Source organism: Pseudomonas fontis, assembly GCF_028656955.1.
Classification (GTDB): domain Bacteria; phylum Pseudomonadota; class Gammaproteobacteria; order Pseudomonadales; family Pseudomonadaceae; genus Aquipseudomonas; species Aquipseudomonas fontis.
In genome coordinates this window covers 22136-38387 of the sequence record NZ_JAMDGY010000080.1, presented here as the reverse complement: position 1 = coordinate 38387, position 16252 = coordinate 22136, and the positions used below count along the sequence as shown (strand labels likewise).

Genomic DNA, 16252 nt, shown 5'->3' with positions numbered 1-16252 from the left:
ACATGGACAAGCTCTCAGCGGTAATCCAGATGGTCAGCCAGGACGACGTGCTGGCCAATCTGCAGCGGGCTCGCGCGTTGCTCGAGCAGGCTGCCCAGGGCGGCGCACGGTTGGCCGTGCTGCCGGAAAACTTTGCCGCCATGGGCCGACGCGACAGCGCGGCGATCGGTCGGGCCGAGGCGCTGGGCGAAGGCCCGATTCTGCCCTGGTTGAAACAGACCGCCCGCGACCTCAAGTTATGGATCGTAGCGGGCACCTTGCCGTTGCCGCCTGTCGGTCAGCCCGAGGCCAAAGCCCATGCCTGCTCCCTGTTGATCGACGAGCAGGGCGAGCAGGTCGCCCGCTACGACAAATTGCACCTGTTCGATGTGGATGTGGCCGACAATCGTGGGCGTTACCGCGAGTCCGACGACTATGCCCACGGCGGGCAGGTGGTGGTGGCTGATACGCCGGTGGGTCGGTTGGGCTTGAGCGTGTGTTACGACCTGCGCTTCCCTGAGCTGTACAGCGCGTTGCGCGCAGCAGGCGCTGAACTGATCACCGCCCCGGCGGCGTTCACGGCGGTGACCGGCGCGGCGCATTGGGAGGTGCTGATACGCGCCAGGGCCATTGAAACGCAATGTTATGTACTCGCGGCCGCCCAGGGCGGTACGCACCCGGGGCCACGGGAAACGTTTGGTCATGCCGCCATCGTTGACCCCTGGGGGCGAATCCTCGCCGAACAGGCCAGCGGTGAAGCGGTGTTGCTGGCGCCCCGCGACAGCAACGAACAGGCGTCCATTCGGGCGCGGATGCCGGTGGCCTCGCACCGGCGCTTTTTCTCGCAGGACGCCTTGCGGCCTGCGCACACCTCGGAGTGACTATGAGCGAGATGTTATCCACGGTCAGTGAGCACCTCCTGGCACCCGGCGGCCTGACCCTCGACAGCCTGCAATCAGTGCTGGGCGAGCTGGCTGGTCCCGGTATCGACGCCGCCGACCTGTACTTCCAGGGGCAGATTTCGGAATCCTGGGTGCTGGAAGACGGCATCGTCAAGGAAGGCAGTTTCAACCTCGACCAGGGCGTGGGCGTGCGAGCCCAGTCCGGCGAGAAAACCGGCTTCGCCTACAGCAATGCGATCAACCTTGAAGCCTTGACCTCGGCGGCGCGCGCCGCCCGCTCGATTTCCCGGGCAGGCCAGAACGGCAGCGTGCAAGCTTTCCGCAGCCAGGATGTGACAGCGCTGTACGGGCCGGGCAATCCCCTGGAAGTCATGAGCCGCGCCGAGAAAGTCGAACTGCTCAAGCGTGTCGATGTTGCCACCCGTGCCCTCGACTCGCGTATCCAGCAGGTCAGCGTGAGCATGGCCGGGGTCTGGGAGCGCATTCTGATCGCCGCTGCCGATGGCAGCCTGGCCGCAGACATCCGCCCACTGGTGCGCTTCAGCGTCAGCGTGATCGTTGAACAGAACGGTCGTCGTGAGCGCGGTGGTCAGGGTGGTGGTGGTCGTACCGACTATCGCTACTTCACCGATGAGCGCGTGATGGGCTATGCCCGAGAGGCGCTGCGCCAGGCACTGGTCAACCTTGAGGCGATTCCGGCGCCTGCCGGCACCTTGCCGGTGGTGTTGGGTTCAGGCTGGTCGGGTGTGCTGCTGCACGAAGCGGTTGGCCACGGCCTTGAGGGTGACTTCAACCGCAAGGGCAGCTCGGCCTACAGCGGCCGCATGGGTGAAATGGTTGCCTCCAAACTCTGCACGATTGTCGACGACGGCACCCTCGAAGGGCGTCGTGGTTCGTTGAGCGTGGATGACGAAGGCACGCCAACCGAATGCACCACGCTGATCGAGAAAGGCGTGCTCACGGGCTACATGCAAGACAAGCTCAATGCCCGCCTGATGGGCATGGCCGTCACCGGCAACGGTCGCCGTGAATCCTACGCGCACCTGCCGATGCCACGCATGACCAACACCTACATGCGTGCTGGCGAGAGCGACCCGGAAGAAATCATCAAGTCGGTGAAGCGCGGTATCTACTGCGCCAACCTTGGCGGTGGCCAGGTGGATATCACCAGCGGCAAGTTCGTCTTCTCCACCAGCGAGGCGTACCTGATCGAGGACGGCAAGATCACTGCGCCGGTCAAGGGTGCGACGTTGATCGGTAACGGTCCGGAGGCGATGAGCAAGGTGTCGATGGTCGGCAACGACCTGTCACTGGACAGTGGCGTCGGTACCTGTGGCAAGGATGGGCAATCGCTGCCGGTGGGTGTGGGTCAGCCGACCCTGAAAATCGATGCGATCACCGTGGGTGGCACGGGCGCATGACACTGAAACCGGACAGGCAGGGTGCCTGCCCGGTTGCGGGGTTCAACGCAGGCCGCGTTGAATCTCGTCCAGTTCGCGAATGTACTTGAAGATCTTGCGGCCGGCGGAAGGCGCCTTGTTGGTCTTCAGCTCATGCTGGGCCTGGCGGATTAGCGAGCGCAGTTGCTGGCGATCGGCGTCCGGGAATTCCTGGACGAATTTCTCCAGGACCTCGTCGGTGCCGTCGATCAGCCGGTCGCGCCAGCGTTCGAGGTTGTGGAAACGCTCGTTGTACTGGCGGGAGGAGGCATCGAGTTGTTCAAGCAGCGCATTGATCGCGTCGATGTCCTGATCGCGCATCAGCCGGCCGATGAACGAACGATGACGCCGTTTCGCCTCGTTTGCGGTGTGCTTCTTGTGCTCTACCAGGGCCGCGCGCATTTCGTCGGTCAACGGCAGTTTGGCCAGGGTATCGGGCTTGAGCGTAGTAAGGCGCTCGCCCATCTCGACCAGCGCCTGAAGTTCGCGCTTGATTTGGGTTTTGCTTTTTTCGCCGTCGAAGGCGGTGTCGTAAGAATCAACCATGGGGGCAGTCCGCTGAGAATCGCCGCCATGATAACCAGTCGGGGGCCGCTTGTCCGGCCCGGTCGTAGAATGACCTTCGCCGAACGCAGAATTTGAGTGGAGAAAACCATGAGTGCAGTCCAGAGCGTAGGCCCGCAAGCACTACCGGCCTTGCAGGAACAGGTTGAGCAGATCATCGCCGAAGCCAAGCGCCAGGGCGCCAGTGCCTGCGAAGTGGCCGTGTCGCTGGAGCAGGGGTTGTCGACCTCGGTGCGCCAGCGCGAGGTGGAAACCGTCGAGTTCAACCGTGACCAGGGTTTTGGCATCACCCTGTATGTAGGCCAGCGCAAAGGATCGGCGAGCACTTCGGCCAGCGGCGCCGAAGCGATCCGCGAAACCGTGGCCGCTGCGCTGGCGATTGCCAAGCACACTTCCGAGGACGATTGCTCCGGCTTGGCTGACCCGGCCTTGATGGCGCGCGACCTGCAAGACTTTGATCTTTACCATGCCTGGGACATCACCCCCGAGCAGGCCATCGAAAAGGCGCTGATCTGTGAAGCGGCCGCGTTCGACGCTGATGCCCGCATCAAGAACGCTGATGGCACCACGTTGAATACGCACCAAGGTTGCCGCGTGTATGGCAACAGTCACGGGTTCATCGGTGGTTATGCCTCCACTCGGCACAGCCTGAGCTGTGTGATGATCGCCGAGGGCGACGGGCAAATGCAGCGTGACTACTGGTATGACGTCCATCGCCAGGGCGATTTGCTCGCCGACCCACGCAGCATTGGTCAGCGTGCGGCGCAGCGCGCGGCCAGCCGCCTGGGTGCGCGTCCGGTACCGACTTGCGAAGTGCCGGTGCTGTTTTCTGCGGAGCTGGCCGGCGGCCTCTTCGGCAGCTTCCTCTCGGCGATTTCCGGCGGCAATCTGTACCGCAAGTCGTCGTTCCTGGAAGGCACGATGGGCCAGCAGTTGTTCCCCAGCTGGTTGACCCTGGATGAGCGCCCGCACCTGATGCGTGCTCTGGGTAGTTCTTCGTTCGATGGTGACGGGCTGGCGACTTACGCCAAACCGTTCGTCGAAAAGGGCGAGCTGGTGTCCTATGTGCTGGGCACCTATTCCGGTCGCAAGCTCGGCCTGCCAAGCACCGCAAACGCCGGCGGCGTGCACAACCTGTATGTGACCCATGGTGTAGAGGATCAGGCGGCCTTGATCCGCCGCATGGGGCGCGGGCTGCTGGTTACCGAGCTGATGGGGCATGGCCTGAACATGGTTACCGGCGATTATTCGCGCGGCGCGGCGGGCTTCTGGGTCGAGAACGGCGAGATCCAGTTCCCGGTCCAGGAAGTCACGATTGCCGGCAATATGAAAGACATGTTCCAGCAAATTGTTGCCATCGGTAATGATCTTGAAACTCGTAGCAATATCCACACCGGTTCGGTGCTGATCGAGCGAATGACGGTAGCAGGGAGCTGATCAACACCTGTCACGTCGAATTGTCGATGTTCAATTAAGCCCGGCCTAGTGTCGGGCTTTTTTGTTTTTGTTGTGCTACATCCTTGAACTGATTCTGATTATCAATTAATAATGAATATCATTATCCGGGTGATGATGTTCATGAAACCAGTTCTCCACGAATTGCCTTACCTCGAAAACTGGCGTTGGCTGAGCCGGCGGATCCGCTGTGCGCTGGAGCCGGACGAGCCACGTCTGATCGAACACTACCTGGCCGAAGGTCGCTACCTGGTCTGTTGCACCGAGACCTCGGCGTGGACCGTCGCCCTGACCTCATTCCGCCTGCTCCTCGACACTGCCTGCGACCGCATGCTGCCGTGGCATTGGCGCTGCCTGTGCCTGGACCAGGCCTGGAAGCCGCTGCTGCAACTGCGCAAGCTCGATGGCGGCGAGCACGGTGAGCGTTGGCAGCCTTTCGCCCTGCAACTGGCGAACTGCACGCTACTGCCTTCGATTTCTTTCGCTGAACTGATGCAAGGACTTGATGATGAGTAATACCCGTATCGAGCGTGACAGCATGGGTGAACTGCAGGTGCCGGCCGAGGCACTGTATGGCGCCCAGACCCAGCGCGCGGTGAACAACTTCCCGATCAGCCAGCAGCGCATGCCGACCCAGTTCATCCGTGCCCTGCTGTTGGCCAAGGCCGCAGCGGCCAAGGCCAACGTCGAACTGGAGCAGATCACCCAGGCCCAGGGCAATGCCATCGTGGCCGCAGTCGAGCAACTGTTGGCCGGCGACTTCATGCAGCACTTCCCGGTAGATGTGTACCAGACCGGTTCCGGCACCAGCTCGAACATGAACGCCAACGAGGTGATCGCCACCCTCGCCAGCCGTGTGGCCAACGACACGGTCAACCCGAACGACCACGTCAACTGCGGCCAGAGCAGCAACGACATCATCCCGACCACCATCCATGTCAGTGCTGCGCTCGCGCTTCACGAGCAGTTGCTGCCTGCGCTCAACCACCTGGTTCAGGTGATCGAGCGCAAGGCTGAAGAGGTCCATCCGTTCATCAAGACCGGCCGTACCCACCTGATGGATGCCATGCCGGTGCGCATGAGCCAGGTGCTCGGCGGTTGGGCGGCACAGGTCAAGGCCAGCATCGGCCACCTGCAAGACAGCCTGCCGAGCCTGCAAGCCCTGGCCCAGGGCGGCACCGCAGTGGGGACCGGGATCAACGCCCACCCCGAGTTCGCTGCGCGTTTCAGCAAACAGCTGAGCGGCCTGACCCAGGTGCAGTTCGTGCCGGGTGAAAACCTGTTTGCGCTGATTGGTTCGCAAGACACCGCTGTCGCGTTGTCCGGTCAGCTCAAGGCCACCGCGGTGGCCCTGATGAAGATCGCCAATGACCTGCGCTGGATGAACTCCGGCCCGCTGGCAGGCCTGGGCGAGATCGAGCTGGAAGCTTTGCAGCCGGGCTCCTCGATCATGCCAGGCAAGGTCAACCCGGTGATTCCGGAAGCGACCGCCATGGTGGCCGCGCAAGTCATCGGCAACGACGCCACCATCGCCGTGGCGGGTCAGTCGGGCAACTTCGAGCTGAACGTGATGCTGCCGATCATTGCGCAGAACCTGCTGTCGAGCATCGAGTTGATGGCCAACGTCAGTCGCCTGCTGGGCGACAAGGCCATCGCCAGCTTCAAGGTCAATGAAGCCAAGCTCAAGGAAGCCTTGGCGCGCAACCCGATCCTGGTCACTGCCTTGAACCCGATCATCGGTTACCAGAAGGCCGCCGAGATCGCCAAGACCGCCTACAAGCAGGGCCGGCCGATCATTGACGTGGCGTTGGAACACACTGACCTGCCACGCAGCCAGCTGGAAGTCCTGCTCGACCCTGAAAAGCTCACGGCTGGCGGTATCTGATACCGCTGACCGCTTTGGAGGTTTGCCATGCAGCATTGGAAACGCACCACTGAAATTGCCAACAGCCTGTTTCAACAAGGTGATTGGGTCGATGCCCGCGAGCATTACTTGCAGGCGCTGGCCCTGGCCCAAGTGCTCTTCGAACGCTGGCAGGACGCCGACGAGGCGGTCGCCGCCTGTGTGATTTCCCATCACAACCTGGCCGATCTGCACCTGCGCCTGCAGCAGCCGCAGGAAAGCGCGGAGTACCTCTGCTCGATCCACCAGCGCCTGTTGCAGGCCAGCCAGGAGCCGCGCCTGTCGCCGGCCCTGCGCGAGGCCGCGTTACGCCAGAGTGCGAAAACCTACACCGAACTGCTGAGCTTCATCAGCGAGTACGGGCAATACCCGCGAACCGAGCGCTTGCTCTATCGCCAGGGGTCGCAGCCAGCACTGCTGACTGGTCAGGAAACAGCGACAAGCCCTGTCATTCAATATGGAATCCATTGATATGCCTTATACCTTGCCTGCATTGCCGTACGCCTACGATGCGCTGGAGCCGCACATCGACTCCCAGACCATGGAGATCCACCACACCAAGCATCACCAGACCTACATCAACAACCTGAACGCGGCGGTAGACGGCACCGATTACGCCGAGTGGCCGATCGAGCGTTTGGTCGCCAGCGTGAAGAACCTGCCGCAGAACCTTCAGGCAGCGGTGATCAACCAGGGTGGTGGTCATGCCAACCATTCGCTGTTCTGGCTGGTGATGTCGCCCAAGGGTGGTGGCCTGCCGCAGGGCGCGGTGGCCAAAGCCATCGATGAGCAAGTAGGCGGTTTCGACGCCTTCAAGGATGCTTTCACCAAAGCGGCGTTGACCCGCTTCGGCAGCGGCTGGGCCTGGCTCAGCGTTACCCCGCAGAAGACCCTGGTGGTCGAGAGCAGCGGTAACCAGGACAGCCCGCTGATGAACGGCAATACGCCGATCCTCGGCCTGGACGTCTGGGAGCATGCCTACTACCTGAAGTACCAGAACCGTCGTCCGGAATACATCAATGCCTTCTACAACGTGGTCGATTGGGCCGAAGTAGAACGGCGCTACCTCGCCGCCCTCGTGTGAGTCATACCGGCATGCGCTCGGACGTCCTGGCTATTGGAAGTGTGCGCCTGTTTAGGTTGGCGCTGGGTACCTTGTTGCTGTTGATCGGCACCGCATTGCTGGTTGCCCAGGGCTTTGCCTGGCTGGACCTTGAGCCGAGAATGCTGCGGGCACTGGAGGGCGGTGCATTGTGCGCCCTCGGTACCGCGCTGGGTGCCGTGCCGGTGCTGGTGATCCGAAGCATGCCGGTGGCGCTGGCCGACACCCTGTTGGGTTTCGGTGCGGGCGTGATGCTGGCCGCAACCGCGTTCTCGTTGATCATTCCCGGGTTGGATGCCGCCCAGACGGTCGGCTTCGGCAAGTGGGGCGCGGGTGCGCTGATCAGCTTCGGGCTGTTGTTCGGTGCGTTTTGCCTCTATCTGGTAGACCGCAAGGTTTCCGCTGCGTCCCCGGACGCACTGGTGGCCAAGCCCGGCCAGCCGATCATCCCTGCGCGGATCTGGGTCTTCGTGATCGCGATCATTGCCCACAACATTCCCGAAGGCATGGCCATCGGGGTGTCTGCCGGTGGCGGCATGCCGGACGCCGACAGCCTTGCCATGGGCATCGCCCTGCAGGACGTGCCAGAGGGCCTGGTCATCGCGTTGGTGTTGGCAGGGGCGGGGATGGGGCGTTTCAAGGCGTTCCTGATTGGCGCCGCGTCAGGGCTGGTCGAGCCGGTGGCTGCCGTGTTGTGTGCTTGGTTGGTGCGGGTTGCAGAACTGATGCTGCCTCTTGGGTTGGCCTTTGCCGCGGGCGCCATGTTGTTGGTGGTCACCCAGGAAATCATCCCTGAATCACGCAGCAATGGTAATCACCGCCTGGCAAGCCTGGGGTTGTGCATCGGCTTCTGCCTGATGATGGTCATGGACACCGCGCTGTCCTGAGGCGCGCCGCTGTTTTTTTGACAACGCGATATACTTCATCCTTTTGGTCGCGCCTGGCACCAGGCGTGACCCTTAAGGGGGCCACGGGTGAAGTACTTCAAGAACCTTTATTGGAAAGGCTGGATTCGCAAACGTGGATGCAAGCTGGCGGGTGGTTTGCCATCGCTGAGCAAAAAGTCGCGTCTGGTCCTTGAAGCCAGTGCCGAGTTGGGGCGCGTGAGCATTGTTTCGCATTCGCTCAGCGTGGGCGCGCATACCTATATCCGCAGCGGCGGTGTGCTGGAAGTCGTGTCCAGTATCGGTCGCTACTGTTCCATTGGCGTTGACGTGTTCATCGGCCAGGAAAAGGCCACGCACCCAGCCGACTGGGTCAGCTCCCATCCATTCCAGTTCACTGACACCACGCACCGCTACGACCCGGAGTTGAAGCCGGCGACCATTGGTCATGACGTTTGGATCGGACGCGGGGCGATGGTACTGGAGGGTGTAAATGTCGGTACAGGGGCGATTATCGCTACCCGCGCCCTGGTCACTAGGGATGTGCCACCGTATGCCATCGTGGCGGGGGTGCCGGCCAAAGTGATTCGCTACCGTCATTCGCCGGAGCTGATCGAGCGGCTACTGGCGAGCCAGTGGTGGGAGCTGGATTGCGAGTGGCTGAAGGGGTTGCCGCTGGACTGCCCGCAAGCGTTTCTCGACCAATTGGAGCAGCTCAAGGACAAACCTCAAGCGGATTATGCCCGGCTCGAGATCTCCCGCAAGGGTGCTAAAGCGCTATAGGGCCGGGCTTATTCGCCTTCGTCGAAGTAGTTGTTGATCAATGCGACGAGGGCGTCGAGGGCGGCGCTGTCGTCCTCACCTTCGGTGTGCAGGTGCACCTGGGTACCTTTGCCAGCCGCCAGCATCATGACGGCCATGATGCTCTTGCCGTCGACCAGTTTGTCTGGCGCGCGACCTACCCGCACCTGGCACGGAAAACGTCCTGCCACGCCGACGAACTTGGCTGCCGCCCGGGCATGCAGCCCCAGCTTGTTGATGATGGTGATTTCACGAGCGGGCATCGCGGCAGTGATCCTGTTGGCTAGAGGTCGCGGTGGCGAACCTGAACGTTCTTCAACGATTGCTGGAGTGCCTGACCCAGACGTTCGGTCAGGTAAACGGAGCGGTGGTGGCCCCCGGTGCATCCGATGGCAATGGTGACATAGGCGCGGTTGCTGGCAGCAAAGCGCGGCAACCATTTAAGCAGGTAGGACGATATGTCCTGGTACATCTCTTCGACGTCGGGTTGTGCGGCCAGGTAGTCGATGACGGGTTGTTCGAGCCCGGAATGCTCGCGAAGTTCCGGCTTCCAGTACGGGTTCGGCAGGCAGCGCACGTCAAACACCAGGTCGGCGTCCACCGGCATGCCACGCTTGAAGCCGAAGGACTCGACCAGGAACGCAGTCCCAGGCTCCGGCTGGTTGAGCAGGCGCAGCTTGATCGAGTCACGCAACTGATAGAGGTTCAGGTTGGTGGTGTCGATCTTCAGGTCTGCCAGGTCGACAATCGGGCCCAACAGCTCGCTCTCGACCCGAATCGCCTCGGCCAGCGAGCGCTGCTCGTTGGTCAGGGGGTGGCGACGACGGGTTTCCGAGAAGCGCTTGAGCAGGACGTCTTCATCGGCGTCGAGGTACAGCACATCGCATTGGATATGCCGGGAGCGGGCCTCTTCAAGCAGTTCAGGGAAACGTGACAGATGGCTGGGCAGGTTGCGTGCATCGATTGACACCGCCACCTTGGGCTGCGCCAGTTCGGTATTGATCAACGCGCTTTCGGCCAACTGCGGGAGCAAGCCGGCCGGCAGGTTGTCGATGCAGTAGTAGCCGTTGTCCTCCAGTACATCGAGGGCAGTGCTCTTGCCGGAACCGGACCTGCCACTGACGATGATCAAGCGCATAATCAGCCCTCGTTCTGTACGTCCAAAACAACCTGGTACAGTTCATCGCTGCTGCCGGCTGCGCGCAGCCTGTCACGTACGTCTTTGCGATCAAGCATGCTGGCGATCTGGCGCAGCAGTTCCAAGTGGGCATCGGTGGCCGCTTCCGGGACCAGCAATACAAATAGCAGGTCAACCGGTGCACCATCGATGGCGTCGTAATCAATCGGGGCATCAAGGTGGATCAAAGCACTGATCGGATCTTTGCAGCCCTTGAGTCGGCAGTGCGGGATGGCAATGCCGTTGCCGAAGCCTGTGGAGCCCAGCTTTTCGCGGGCGAGCAGGCTTTCGAAGACGTCCTGCATTCCCAGCTCAGGCACTTCTTTGGCGATCAGGTTGGCGATTTGCTCAATCGCGCGCTTTTTACTGCCACCCGGCACGTTCACGAGGGAACGGCCGGGGGTCAGGATGGTTTCAAGTCGGATCATGGATGAGGGGGATCAGCGGGCCGCTGCACCTTGCAGCAGGCTTTGCTGTTTTTCCTTGTGTTTTTTCAGTTGGCGGTCGAGCTTGTCGGTCAGCGCGTCGATCGCTGCATACATGTCTTGATGTTCGGCGTTGGCAACCACTTCACCACCGGGAATCTGCAGCGTAGCCTCGATTTTCTGCTGAAGCTTCTCGACCTTCATGATCACCGTCACATTGGTAATCTTGTCGAAATGACCTTCCAGTCGTTTCAGCTTCTGCTCGATGTAATCGCGCAGCGGTTGGGTGACTTCTACATGCTGTCCACTGATATTGACTTGCATACAGCTTCTCCTTTGTTGCCGGTGCATAAGAGGCAGGTGTTGCGCCTGCCACTGAACTGCGGTGGCACACCTCAGGAGCCGTTACATCAATCGCTTGCGCTCGCTCGATGGTGCAATGCCGAGGGACTCGCGGTACTTGGCGACGGTGCGACGTGCTACCTGGATGCCTTGTGCCTCCAGTAAACCAGCGATCTTGCTGTCACTCAATGGCTTTTTCTGATTTTCCGCGGCAACCAGTTTTTTGATGATCGCGCGGATCGCCGTGGACGAGCATTCTCCGCCTTCGGAGGTGCTGACGTGGCTGGAGAAAAAGTATTTCAGTTCGTAGATGCCACGCGGTGTGTGCATGTATTTCTGCGTGGTGACCCGGGAGATGGTCGACTCGTGCATGCCGACCGCTTCGGCGATGTCGTGCAGGACCAGCGGCTTCATTGCCTCGTCACCATGGTCGAGGAAGCCCCGTTGGTGCTCGACGATCTGCGTGGCGACCTTCATCAGGGTTTCGTTGCGGCTTTGCAGGCTCTTGATGAACCAGCGTGCTTCCTGCAACTGGTTGCGCATGAAGGTGTTGTCGGCGCTGGTATCGGCGCGGCGCACGAAGCCGGCATATTGCGCGTTGACGCGCAGGCGCGGTACGGCTTCCTGGTTCAGTTCAACCAGCCAGCGTTCGCTGTCTTTGCGCACGATCACGTCGGGGACGACGTATTCGGCTTCGCTGGACTCGATTTGCGAGCCTGGGCGCGGATTGAGGCTCTGGATCAGCTCGATGACCTGGCGCAGCTCGTCTTCCTTGAGCTTCATGCGGCGCATCAACTGGCTGTAGTCGCGGCTGCCCAGCAGGTCGATATAGTCGCCGACCAGCCGTTGTGCCTCGGCCAACCAGGGGGTTTGCGACGGCAGTTGGCGCAGTTGCAGCAAGAGGCATTCGCCAAGGTTGCGCGCACCGATTCCGGCCGGCTCGAATTGCTGGATACGGTGCAGGACAGCCTCGATCTCGTCGAGTTCGATGTCCAGCTCCGGGTCGAAGGATTCGCAGACTTCTTCCAGGGTTTCGTCGAGGTAGCCCTGGTTGTTGATGCAGTCGATCAGCGTCACGGCAATCAGCCGGTCGGTGTCGGACATCGGTGCCAGGTTCAACTGCCAGAGCAGGTGGCTCTGCAGGCTTTCGCCGACCGAGGTGCGGGTGGTGAAGTCCCACTCGTCGTCGTCATTGCTGGGCAGGCTGCTGGCGCTGGTCTGGTAGATGTCTTCCCAGGCGGTGTCCACCGGCAATTCATTGGGGATGCGCTCGCTCCACTCACCTTCTTCAAGGTTGTCCACGGTCGGCGCGGCTTCCTGGAAGCTGCTCTCAGGAACGTCAGTGGCGGGTTTGCTTTCGGCGTTGTCGGCCATCGGGTCGCTGTTGTCGAAGTCTTCGCCTTCTTCCTGGCGTTCGAGCATCGGGTTTGATTCCAGGGCTTCCTGGATTTCCTGCTGCAGGTCCAGCGTGGAAAGCTGGAGCAGTCGGATGGCCTGTTGCAACTGCGGTGTCATCGTCAGTTGCTGGCCCATTCTTAGGACGAGCGATGGTTTCATGGCAGGGGCTTAACACCTTATTCGCCGGCGCACGGGTGCGCCATCTACCGACGCCGAGGGCGCCAACTTTAAGCAAATTATATGCCTGAAATTGTAGCGTTTGCCTAGAGCGCTGTAACAATTAAGCCGGTATTTGGGCTGATTGCCAGCACTCAGGCAGCGCCTTGCATCTCGAACTTACAGGCGGAACTCGTGGCCGAGGTAAACCTCTTTGACCAGGTCGTTCGCCAGGATGGTCTCTGCATCGCCTTCGGCGATCAGTTGGCCATCGTTGACGATGTAAGCGGTTTCGCAGATATCCAGGGTTTCACGGACGTTGTGGTCGGTGATCAGAACGCCAATGCCCTTGGCCTTCAGGTGGTGGATGATCTGCTTGATGTCACCGACCGAAATCGGGTCGACACCGGCAAAGGGTTCGTCGAGCAGGATGAACTTCGGTGCGGTTGCCAGGGCGCGGGCGATTTCCACCCGGCGGCGCTCGCCACCCGACAGGCTCATGCCGAGGTTGTCGCGGATGTGGCTGATGTGGAATTCCTGCAGCAGGCTTTCCAGCTCCTTGCGGCGACCATCGCGATCCAGCTCCTTGCGGGTTTCCAGGATCGCCATGATGTTGTCGGCCACCGACAGCTTGCGGAAGATCGAGGCTTCCTGCGGCAGATAGCCAATGCCCGCACGTGCGCGGCCGTGCATCGGCTGGTGGCTGACATCCAGGTCGTCGATCAGTACGCGGCCCTGATCGGCCTGCACCAGGCCGACGATCATGTAGAAGCAGGTGGTCTTGCCGGCGCCGTTGGGGCCGAGCAGGCCGACGATCTGCCCGCTGTCGATCGACAGGCTGACATCACGCACGACTTGCCGGCTTTTGTAGGCCTTGGCCAGGTGCTGGGCTTTCAGGGTTGCCATTACTCGGCCTTCTTCTTCGGCTGGATCACCATGTCGATCCGTGGGCGAGGCGTCGAAACCTTGCCACCACGGCCGGCGGTGGCCACCTGGGACTTGGTGTTGTAGACGATCTTCTCGCCTTCGGTGGTGTTGCCTTCGTTGATTACCTTGGCCTGGTCAGTCAGAACCACCAGGTCCTTTTGGGCCTGGTACTGGATCTGCTTGGCATAGCCTTGCATCTTGTCCGGCTTGGCGGCGCTCTGCTGCTGTTCGAAGTAGGCCAGGTTGCCCACCGAGGTCACCACGTCGATATCGCCGCTGGCGGCACGGGTGATGGTCACGGTGTTGCCTTTGATCATCATCGAGCCCTGGGTGATGATCACATCACCCTTGTAGGTCGCGATACCTTGTTTGTCGTCCAGTTGAGCGTCGTCAGCCTGGATACGGATAGGCTGGTCGCGATCATTCGGCAGGGCCCAGGCGCTCGCGCTTCCCAGTGCTGCGCTCAGGCTGAGCAAAAAGGGGAGGGTTTTAACGAGCCTCATACTGTCCTCTTACGTTGGACAGCAGGTTGATCCTGCTGTCTTTCAAATACGCTTTCATTCCCTTGCCCGTAGTAACCCCACCGGCGCCGTCGATTCTAACGTCTTGCTCGGTTTGCGCATATTGCTTCTGTGGGAATACTGTCATGCGGCTGGAAGTGATAATGGTGGTGCGGTCTTTGTCGTCAGTGCGGGCAATGCGTACCGAATCGATCAGTTCCACTTCGGAACCGTCCGGGTTGACCTCGCCACGCACGCTCTGTACATGCCACGGATAAGGTGTGCCACGGTACATCTGCAGGTCTGGCGTGGTCAGCAGGGTGACTTCGCTGGCCTTCAGGTGTTCGACCTTGTCGGCGGTCATTTCGTATTGCAGCTTGCCGTCGGGCAGGAACTGCACGCTATGGGCGTTGATCGCGTAATAGTCGATCGCGCTTTCATCGACCTGTGCCACCGGCTGGTCGAGGAAGGATTCCGGGCTGATGTTCCAGTAGCCGATCGCGCCCAGCAGGGCGGCGATCACGCTGAACAGCACAATATTGCGAAACTTTTTACTGAACATGGATCGCTCTACAGGTAGTTGGCATTCGCCGCATCCAGGTTGCCCTGGGCTTCAAGGATCAGTTCGCAGAACTCACGTGCGGCACCTTCACCGCCCCGGGCCTGGGTTACGCCATGGGCGTGCTCGCGCACGAAGCGGGCCGCGTTCGCGACCGCCATGCCCAGGCCGACCCGGCGAATCACCGGCAGGTCCGGAAGGTCGTCGCCCAGGTAGGCGACCTGCTCATAGCTTAGGCCGAGCTGGGCAAGAAGTTCGTCCAGCACCACCAATTTGTCCTCGCGGCCCTGGTACAGGTGCGGGATGCCGAGGTTTTTTGCCCGACGCTCGACCACCGGGGTCTTGCGGCCGCTGATGATCGCGGTGGTCACCCCGGTGTTCATGAGCATCTTGATGCCCTGGCCATCGAGGGTGTTGAAGGTCTTGAACTCGCTGCCATCTTCGAGGAAGTACAGGCGCCCGTCGGTCAGCACGCCGTCGACATCGAATACTGCCAGCTTGATGGCTTTGCCGCGTTGCAGCAGGTCGTTGGTCATTACATCACTCCGGCGCGCAGCAGGTCGTGCATGTTCAGGGCGCCGACTGGACGGTCGGCCTTGTCGACCACTACCAGCGCGCTGATCTTGTGGTCTTCCATGATTTTCAGGGCTTCGGCGGCGAGCATATCGGCGCGCGCGGTCTTGCCGTGGACCGTCATGACCTCTTCGATGAGGGTTTTATGCACGTCGATGTTGCGGTCCAGGCTGCGGCGCAGGTCGCCGTCAGTGAAGATCCCGGCCAGGCGGCCATCAGCTTCGCTGACCACGGTCATGCCCAGGCCCTTGCGCGACATTTCCAGCAGGGCGTCCTTGAGCAGGGTGCCGCGCTGTACTTGCGGCAGCTCTTCGCCGGCGTGCATGACGTTCTCGACCTTGAGCAGCAAGCGACGGCCAAGGGCACCACCCGGGTGCGAGAAGGCAAAGTCTTCGGCGGTGAAGCCGCGGGCTTCGAGCAGGGCGATGGCGAGGGCGTCACCCAGCACCAGCGCGGCGGTGGTCGAGGAGGTCGGTGCCAGGTTCAGCGGGCAGGCTTCCTGGGCCACGCGGGCGTCGAGGTTGACCTCGGCGGCCTTGGCCAATGGTGATTCCGGGTTGCCGGTCAGGCTGATCAGCTGGATGCCCAGGCGCTTGATCAGCGGCAGCAGGGTGACGATCTCGGCGGTGGAGCCGGAGTTGGACAGCGCCAGGATGACGTCATCCTTGGTGATCATGCCCATGTCGCCGTGGCTGGCTTCGGCTGGGTGGACGAAAAAAGCCGTGGTGCCGGTGCTTGCCAGGGTGGCCGCAATCTTGTTGCCGATGTGCCCGGACTTGCCCATACCTACCACTACAACGCGGCCCTTGCTGGCCAGGATCAGCTCGCAGGCCTTGACGAAATCGGCGTCGATATGGGCCAGCAGGCCTTCTACCGCTTCGAGTTCGTAGCGGATGGTGCGCTGTGCGGATTGGATCAGGTCGCTGGATTGGCTCATGTCGAAATCGGATTTGCCTGATGAAAAGGCCGGGATTATAGCGACAATGCGCAAAAGCCTCACCTGTGTTTGTAAGGAGGCCTATTTTATGTAGGCATACGCACTGGTCAGATGTGCGAAATATCCTTGCTGTGTGGCTGTATGTAGGCTGAACAGCGCTGCGATGGCCTTGGGGCGCCCCTATCAGCGGTGCTATAGTTCGCCGCCTGTTCGGCCCGCTTGGACGCAC

At 61.2% G+C, this 16252-nt stretch carries 20 protein-coding genes; 9 read left to right on the top strand and 11 right to left on the bottom strand.

The genetic code is table 11. The features are described 5' to 3' along the window. Positions 1-2 precede the first annotated feature (2 nt). Positions 3-860 carry a carbon-nitrogen hydrolase family protein gene (locus tag M5G11_RS21795; RefSeq protein WP_273909098.1) on the top strand — a complete coding sequence of 286 codons (858 nt, stop codon included), beginning with the start codon at positions 3-5 and terminating at the stop codon, positions 858-860. A 2-nt stretch (positions 861-862) separates the two neighbouring features. After that, positions 863-2302, top strand: coding sequence for a metalloprotease TldD (gene tldD, locus M5G11_RS21790; protein ID WP_273909099.1), 1440 nt, complete (start codon positions 863-865; stop codon positions 2300-2302). A 42-nt stretch (positions 2303-2344) separates the two neighbouring features. Here tldD and yjgA read toward each other — a convergent pair whose 3' ends face one another. Beyond that, positions 2345-2866: a ribosome biogenesis factor YjgA gene (yjgA, locus tag M5G11_RS21785; RefSeq protein ID WP_273909100.1), complete on the bottom strand. Its 522-nt coding sequence runs from the start codon at positions 2864-2866 to the stop codon at positions 2345-2347. 108 nt (positions 2867-2974) lie between these two features. Here yjgA and pmbA point away from each other — a divergent pair, with 108 nt between their 5' ends. The 7 genes from pmbA (at position 2975) to M5G11_RS21750 (ending at position 9011) form a co-directional block, all read left to right on the top strand. Next, positions 2975-4321, top strand: a complete 1347-nt coding sequence (gene pmbA / locus M5G11_RS21780) for a metalloprotease PmbA (RefSeq protein WP_273909101.1) — start codon at positions 2975-2977, stop codon at positions 4319-4321. 132 nt (positions 4322-4453) lie between these two features. Beyond that, positions 4454-4855 carry a FagA protein gene (locus M5G11_RS21775; RefSeq protein WP_273909140.1) on the top strand — a complete coding sequence of 134 codons (402 nt, stop codon included), beginning with the start codon at positions 4454-4456 and terminating at the stop codon, positions 4853-4855. Further along, the gene (locus tag M5G11_RS21770; RefSeq protein ID WP_273909102.1) at positions 4848-6224 is read left to right on the top strand and encodes a class II fumarate hydratase; all 1377 of its coding nucleotides are present in this window, start codon (positions 4848-4850) and stop codon (positions 6222-6224) included. Before M5G11_RS21775 ends, M5G11_RS21770 begins: the two co-directional genes overlap by 8 nt. A gap of 27 nt (positions 6225-6251) precedes the next feature. Continuing rightward, complete coding sequence (locus M5G11_RS21765) at positions 6252-6713, top strand: tetratricopeptide repeat protein (protein ID WP_273909103.1); 462 nt, start codon at positions 6252-6254, stop codon at positions 6711-6713. Position 6714: 1 nt separating this feature from the next. Then, positions 6715-7326, top strand: a complete 612-nt coding sequence (locus M5G11_RS21760) for a superoxide dismutase (protein WP_273909104.1) — start codon at positions 6715-6717, stop codon at positions 7324-7326. A gap of 11 nt (positions 7327-7337) precedes the next feature. Next, positions 7338-8231 (top strand): ZIP family metal transporter, encoded by an 894-nt coding sequence (locus M5G11_RS21755; protein WP_273909105.1) that lies wholly within the window; start codon positions 7338-7340, stop codon positions 8229-8231. Positions 8232-8318: 87 nt separating this feature from the next. Next, the gene (locus M5G11_RS21750) at positions 8319-9011 is read left to right on the top strand and encodes a CatB-related O-acetyltransferase (protein ID WP_273909106.1); all 693 of its coding nucleotides are present in this window, start codon (positions 8319-8321) and stop codon (positions 9009-9011) included. Positions 9012-9019: 8 nt separating this feature from the next. On the opposite strand, the gene M5G11_RS21745 is transcribed toward M5G11_RS21750, so the two are convergent. The 10 genes from M5G11_RS21745 to M5G11_RS21700 all read right to left on the bottom strand — a co-directional run bounded on the left by M5G11_RS21745 (position 9020) and on the right by M5G11_RS21700 (position 16023). After that, positions 9020-9292, bottom strand: a complete 273-nt coding sequence (locus tag M5G11_RS21745) for an HPr family phosphocarrier protein (protein WP_273909107.1) — start codon at positions 9290-9292, stop codon at positions 9020-9022. 20 nt (positions 9293-9312) lie between these two features. Then, positions 9313-10167 (bottom strand): RNase adapter RapZ, encoded by an 855-nt coding sequence (rapZ, locus tag M5G11_RS21740; RefSeq protein WP_273909108.1) that lies wholly within the window; start codon positions 10165-10167, stop codon positions 9313-9315. 2 nt (positions 10168-10169) lie between these two features. After that, entirely contained in the window at positions 10170-10634 is a 465-nt protein-coding gene (gene ptsN, locus M5G11_RS21735; RefSeq protein WP_273909109.1) for a PTS IIA-like nitrogen regulatory protein PtsN, read from the bottom strand. Between the two features lie 12 nt (positions 10635-10646). After that, a complete protein-coding gene (hpf, locus tag M5G11_RS21730; RefSeq protein WP_273909110.1) occupies positions 10647-10955 on the bottom strand; it encodes a ribosome hibernation-promoting factor, HPF/YfiA family in 309 nt (102 codons plus the stop codon). 81 nt (positions 10956-11036) lie between these two features. Continuing rightward, positions 11037-12530: an RNA polymerase factor sigma-54 gene (locus M5G11_RS21725; RefSeq protein WP_273909111.1), complete on the bottom strand. Its 1494-nt coding sequence runs from the start codon at positions 12528-12530 to the stop codon at positions 11037-11039. Positions 12531-12707: 177 nt separating this feature from the next. Beyond that, a complete protein-coding gene (gene lptB, locus M5G11_RS21720; RefSeq protein WP_116549518.1) occupies positions 12708-13433 on the bottom strand; it encodes an LPS export ABC transporter ATP-binding protein in 726 nt (241 codons plus the stop codon). Further along, positions 13433-13957 (bottom strand): lipopolysaccharide transport periplasmic protein LptA, encoded by a 525-nt coding sequence (lptA, locus tag M5G11_RS21715; protein ID WP_273909112.1) that lies wholly within the window; start codon positions 13955-13957, stop codon positions 13433-13435. Before lptA ends, lptB begins: the two co-directional genes overlap by 1 nt. After that, a complete protein-coding gene (gene lptC, locus M5G11_RS21710) occupies positions 13944-14516 on the bottom strand; it encodes an LPS export ABC transporter periplasmic protein LptC (protein WP_273909113.1) in 573 nt (190 codons plus the stop codon). The genes lptA and lptC overlap by 14 nt, the downstream gene beginning before the upstream one ends. Positions 14517-14524: 8 nt before the next feature. Further along, the gene (locus tag M5G11_RS21705) at positions 14525-15049 is read right to left on the bottom strand and encodes a KdsC family phosphatase (protein ID WP_273909114.1); all 525 of its coding nucleotides are present in this window, start codon (positions 15047-15049) and stop codon (positions 14525-14527) included. After that, a complete protein-coding gene (locus M5G11_RS21700) occupies positions 15049-16023 on the bottom strand; it encodes a KpsF/GutQ family sugar-phosphate isomerase (protein WP_273909115.1) in 975 nt (324 codons plus the stop codon). The genes M5G11_RS21705 and M5G11_RS21700 overlap by 1 nt, the downstream gene beginning before the upstream one ends. Positions 16024-16252: the final 229 nt, after the last annotated feature.

Coding starts and splice junctions, on each gene's coding strand:
- ptsN (WP_273909109.1), bottom strand. CDS start 10,634: ATGATCCGACTTGAAACCATCCTGACCCCCGGCCGTTCCCTCGTGAAC.
- lptA (WP_273909112.1), bottom strand. CDS start 13,957: ATGAGGCTCGTTAAAACCCTCCCCTTTTTGCTCAGCCTGAGCGCAGCA.
- M5G11_RS21795 (WP_273909098.1), top strand. CDS start 3: ATGGACAAGCTCTCAGCGGTAATCCAGATGGTCAGCCAGGACGACGTG.
- M5G11_RS21705 (WP_273909114.1), bottom strand. CDS start 15,049: ATGACCAACGACCTGCTGCAACGCGGCAAAGCCATCAAGCTGGCAGTA.
- M5G11_RS21775 (WP_273909140.1), top strand. CDS start 4,454: ATGATGTTCATGAAACCAGTTCTCCACGAATTGCCTTACCTCGAAAAC.
- M5G11_RS21755 (WP_273909105.1), top strand. CDS start 7,338: ATGCGCTCGGACGTCCTGGCTATTGGAAGTGTGCGCCTGTTTAGGTTG.
- M5G11_RS21700 (WP_273909115.1), bottom strand. CDS start 16,023: ATGAGCCAATCCAGCGACCTGATCCAATCCGCACAGCGCACCATCCGC.
- M5G11_RS21745 (WP_273909107.1), bottom strand. CDS start 9,292: ATGCCCGCTCGTGAAATCACCATCATCAACAAGCTGGGGCTGCATGCC.
- lptB (WP_116549518.1), bottom strand. CDS start 13,433: ATGGCAACCCTGAAAGCCCAGCACCTGGCCAAGGCCTACAAAAGCCGG.
- pmbA (WP_273909101.1), top strand. CDS start 2,975: ATGAGTGCAGTCCAGAGCGTAGGCCCGCAAGCACTACCGGCCTTGCAG.
- M5G11_RS21770 (WP_273909102.1), top strand. CDS start 4,848: ATGAGTAATACCCGTATCGAGCGTGACAGCATGGGTGAACTGCAGGTG.
- hpf (WP_273909110.1), bottom strand. CDS start 10,955: ATGCAAGTCAATATCAGTGGACAGCATGTAGAAGTCACCCAACCGCTG.
- tldD (WP_273909099.1), top strand. CDS start 863: ATGAGCGAGATGTTATCCACGGTCAGTGAGCACCTCCTGGCACCCGGC.
- M5G11_RS21725 (WP_273909111.1), bottom strand. CDS start 12,530: ATGAAACCATCGCTCGTCCTAAGAATGGGCCAGCAACTGACGATGACA.
- yjgA (WP_273909100.1), bottom strand. CDS start 2,866: ATGGTTGATTCTTACGACACCGCCTTCGACGGCGAAAAAAGCAAAACC.
- M5G11_RS21760 (WP_273909104.1), top strand. CDS start 6,715: ATGCCTTATACCTTGCCTGCATTGCCGTACGCCTACGATGCGCTGGAG.
- lptC (WP_273909113.1), bottom strand. CDS start 14,516: ATGTTCAGTAAAAAGTTTCGCAATATTGTGCTGTTCAGCGTGATCGCC.
- M5G11_RS21765 (WP_273909103.1), top strand. CDS start 6,252: ATGCAGCATTGGAAACGCACCACTGAAATTGCCAACAGCCTGTTTCAA.
- rapZ (WP_273909108.1), bottom strand. CDS start 10,167: ATGCGCTTGATCATCGTCAGTGGCAGGTCCGGTTCCGGCAAGAGCACT.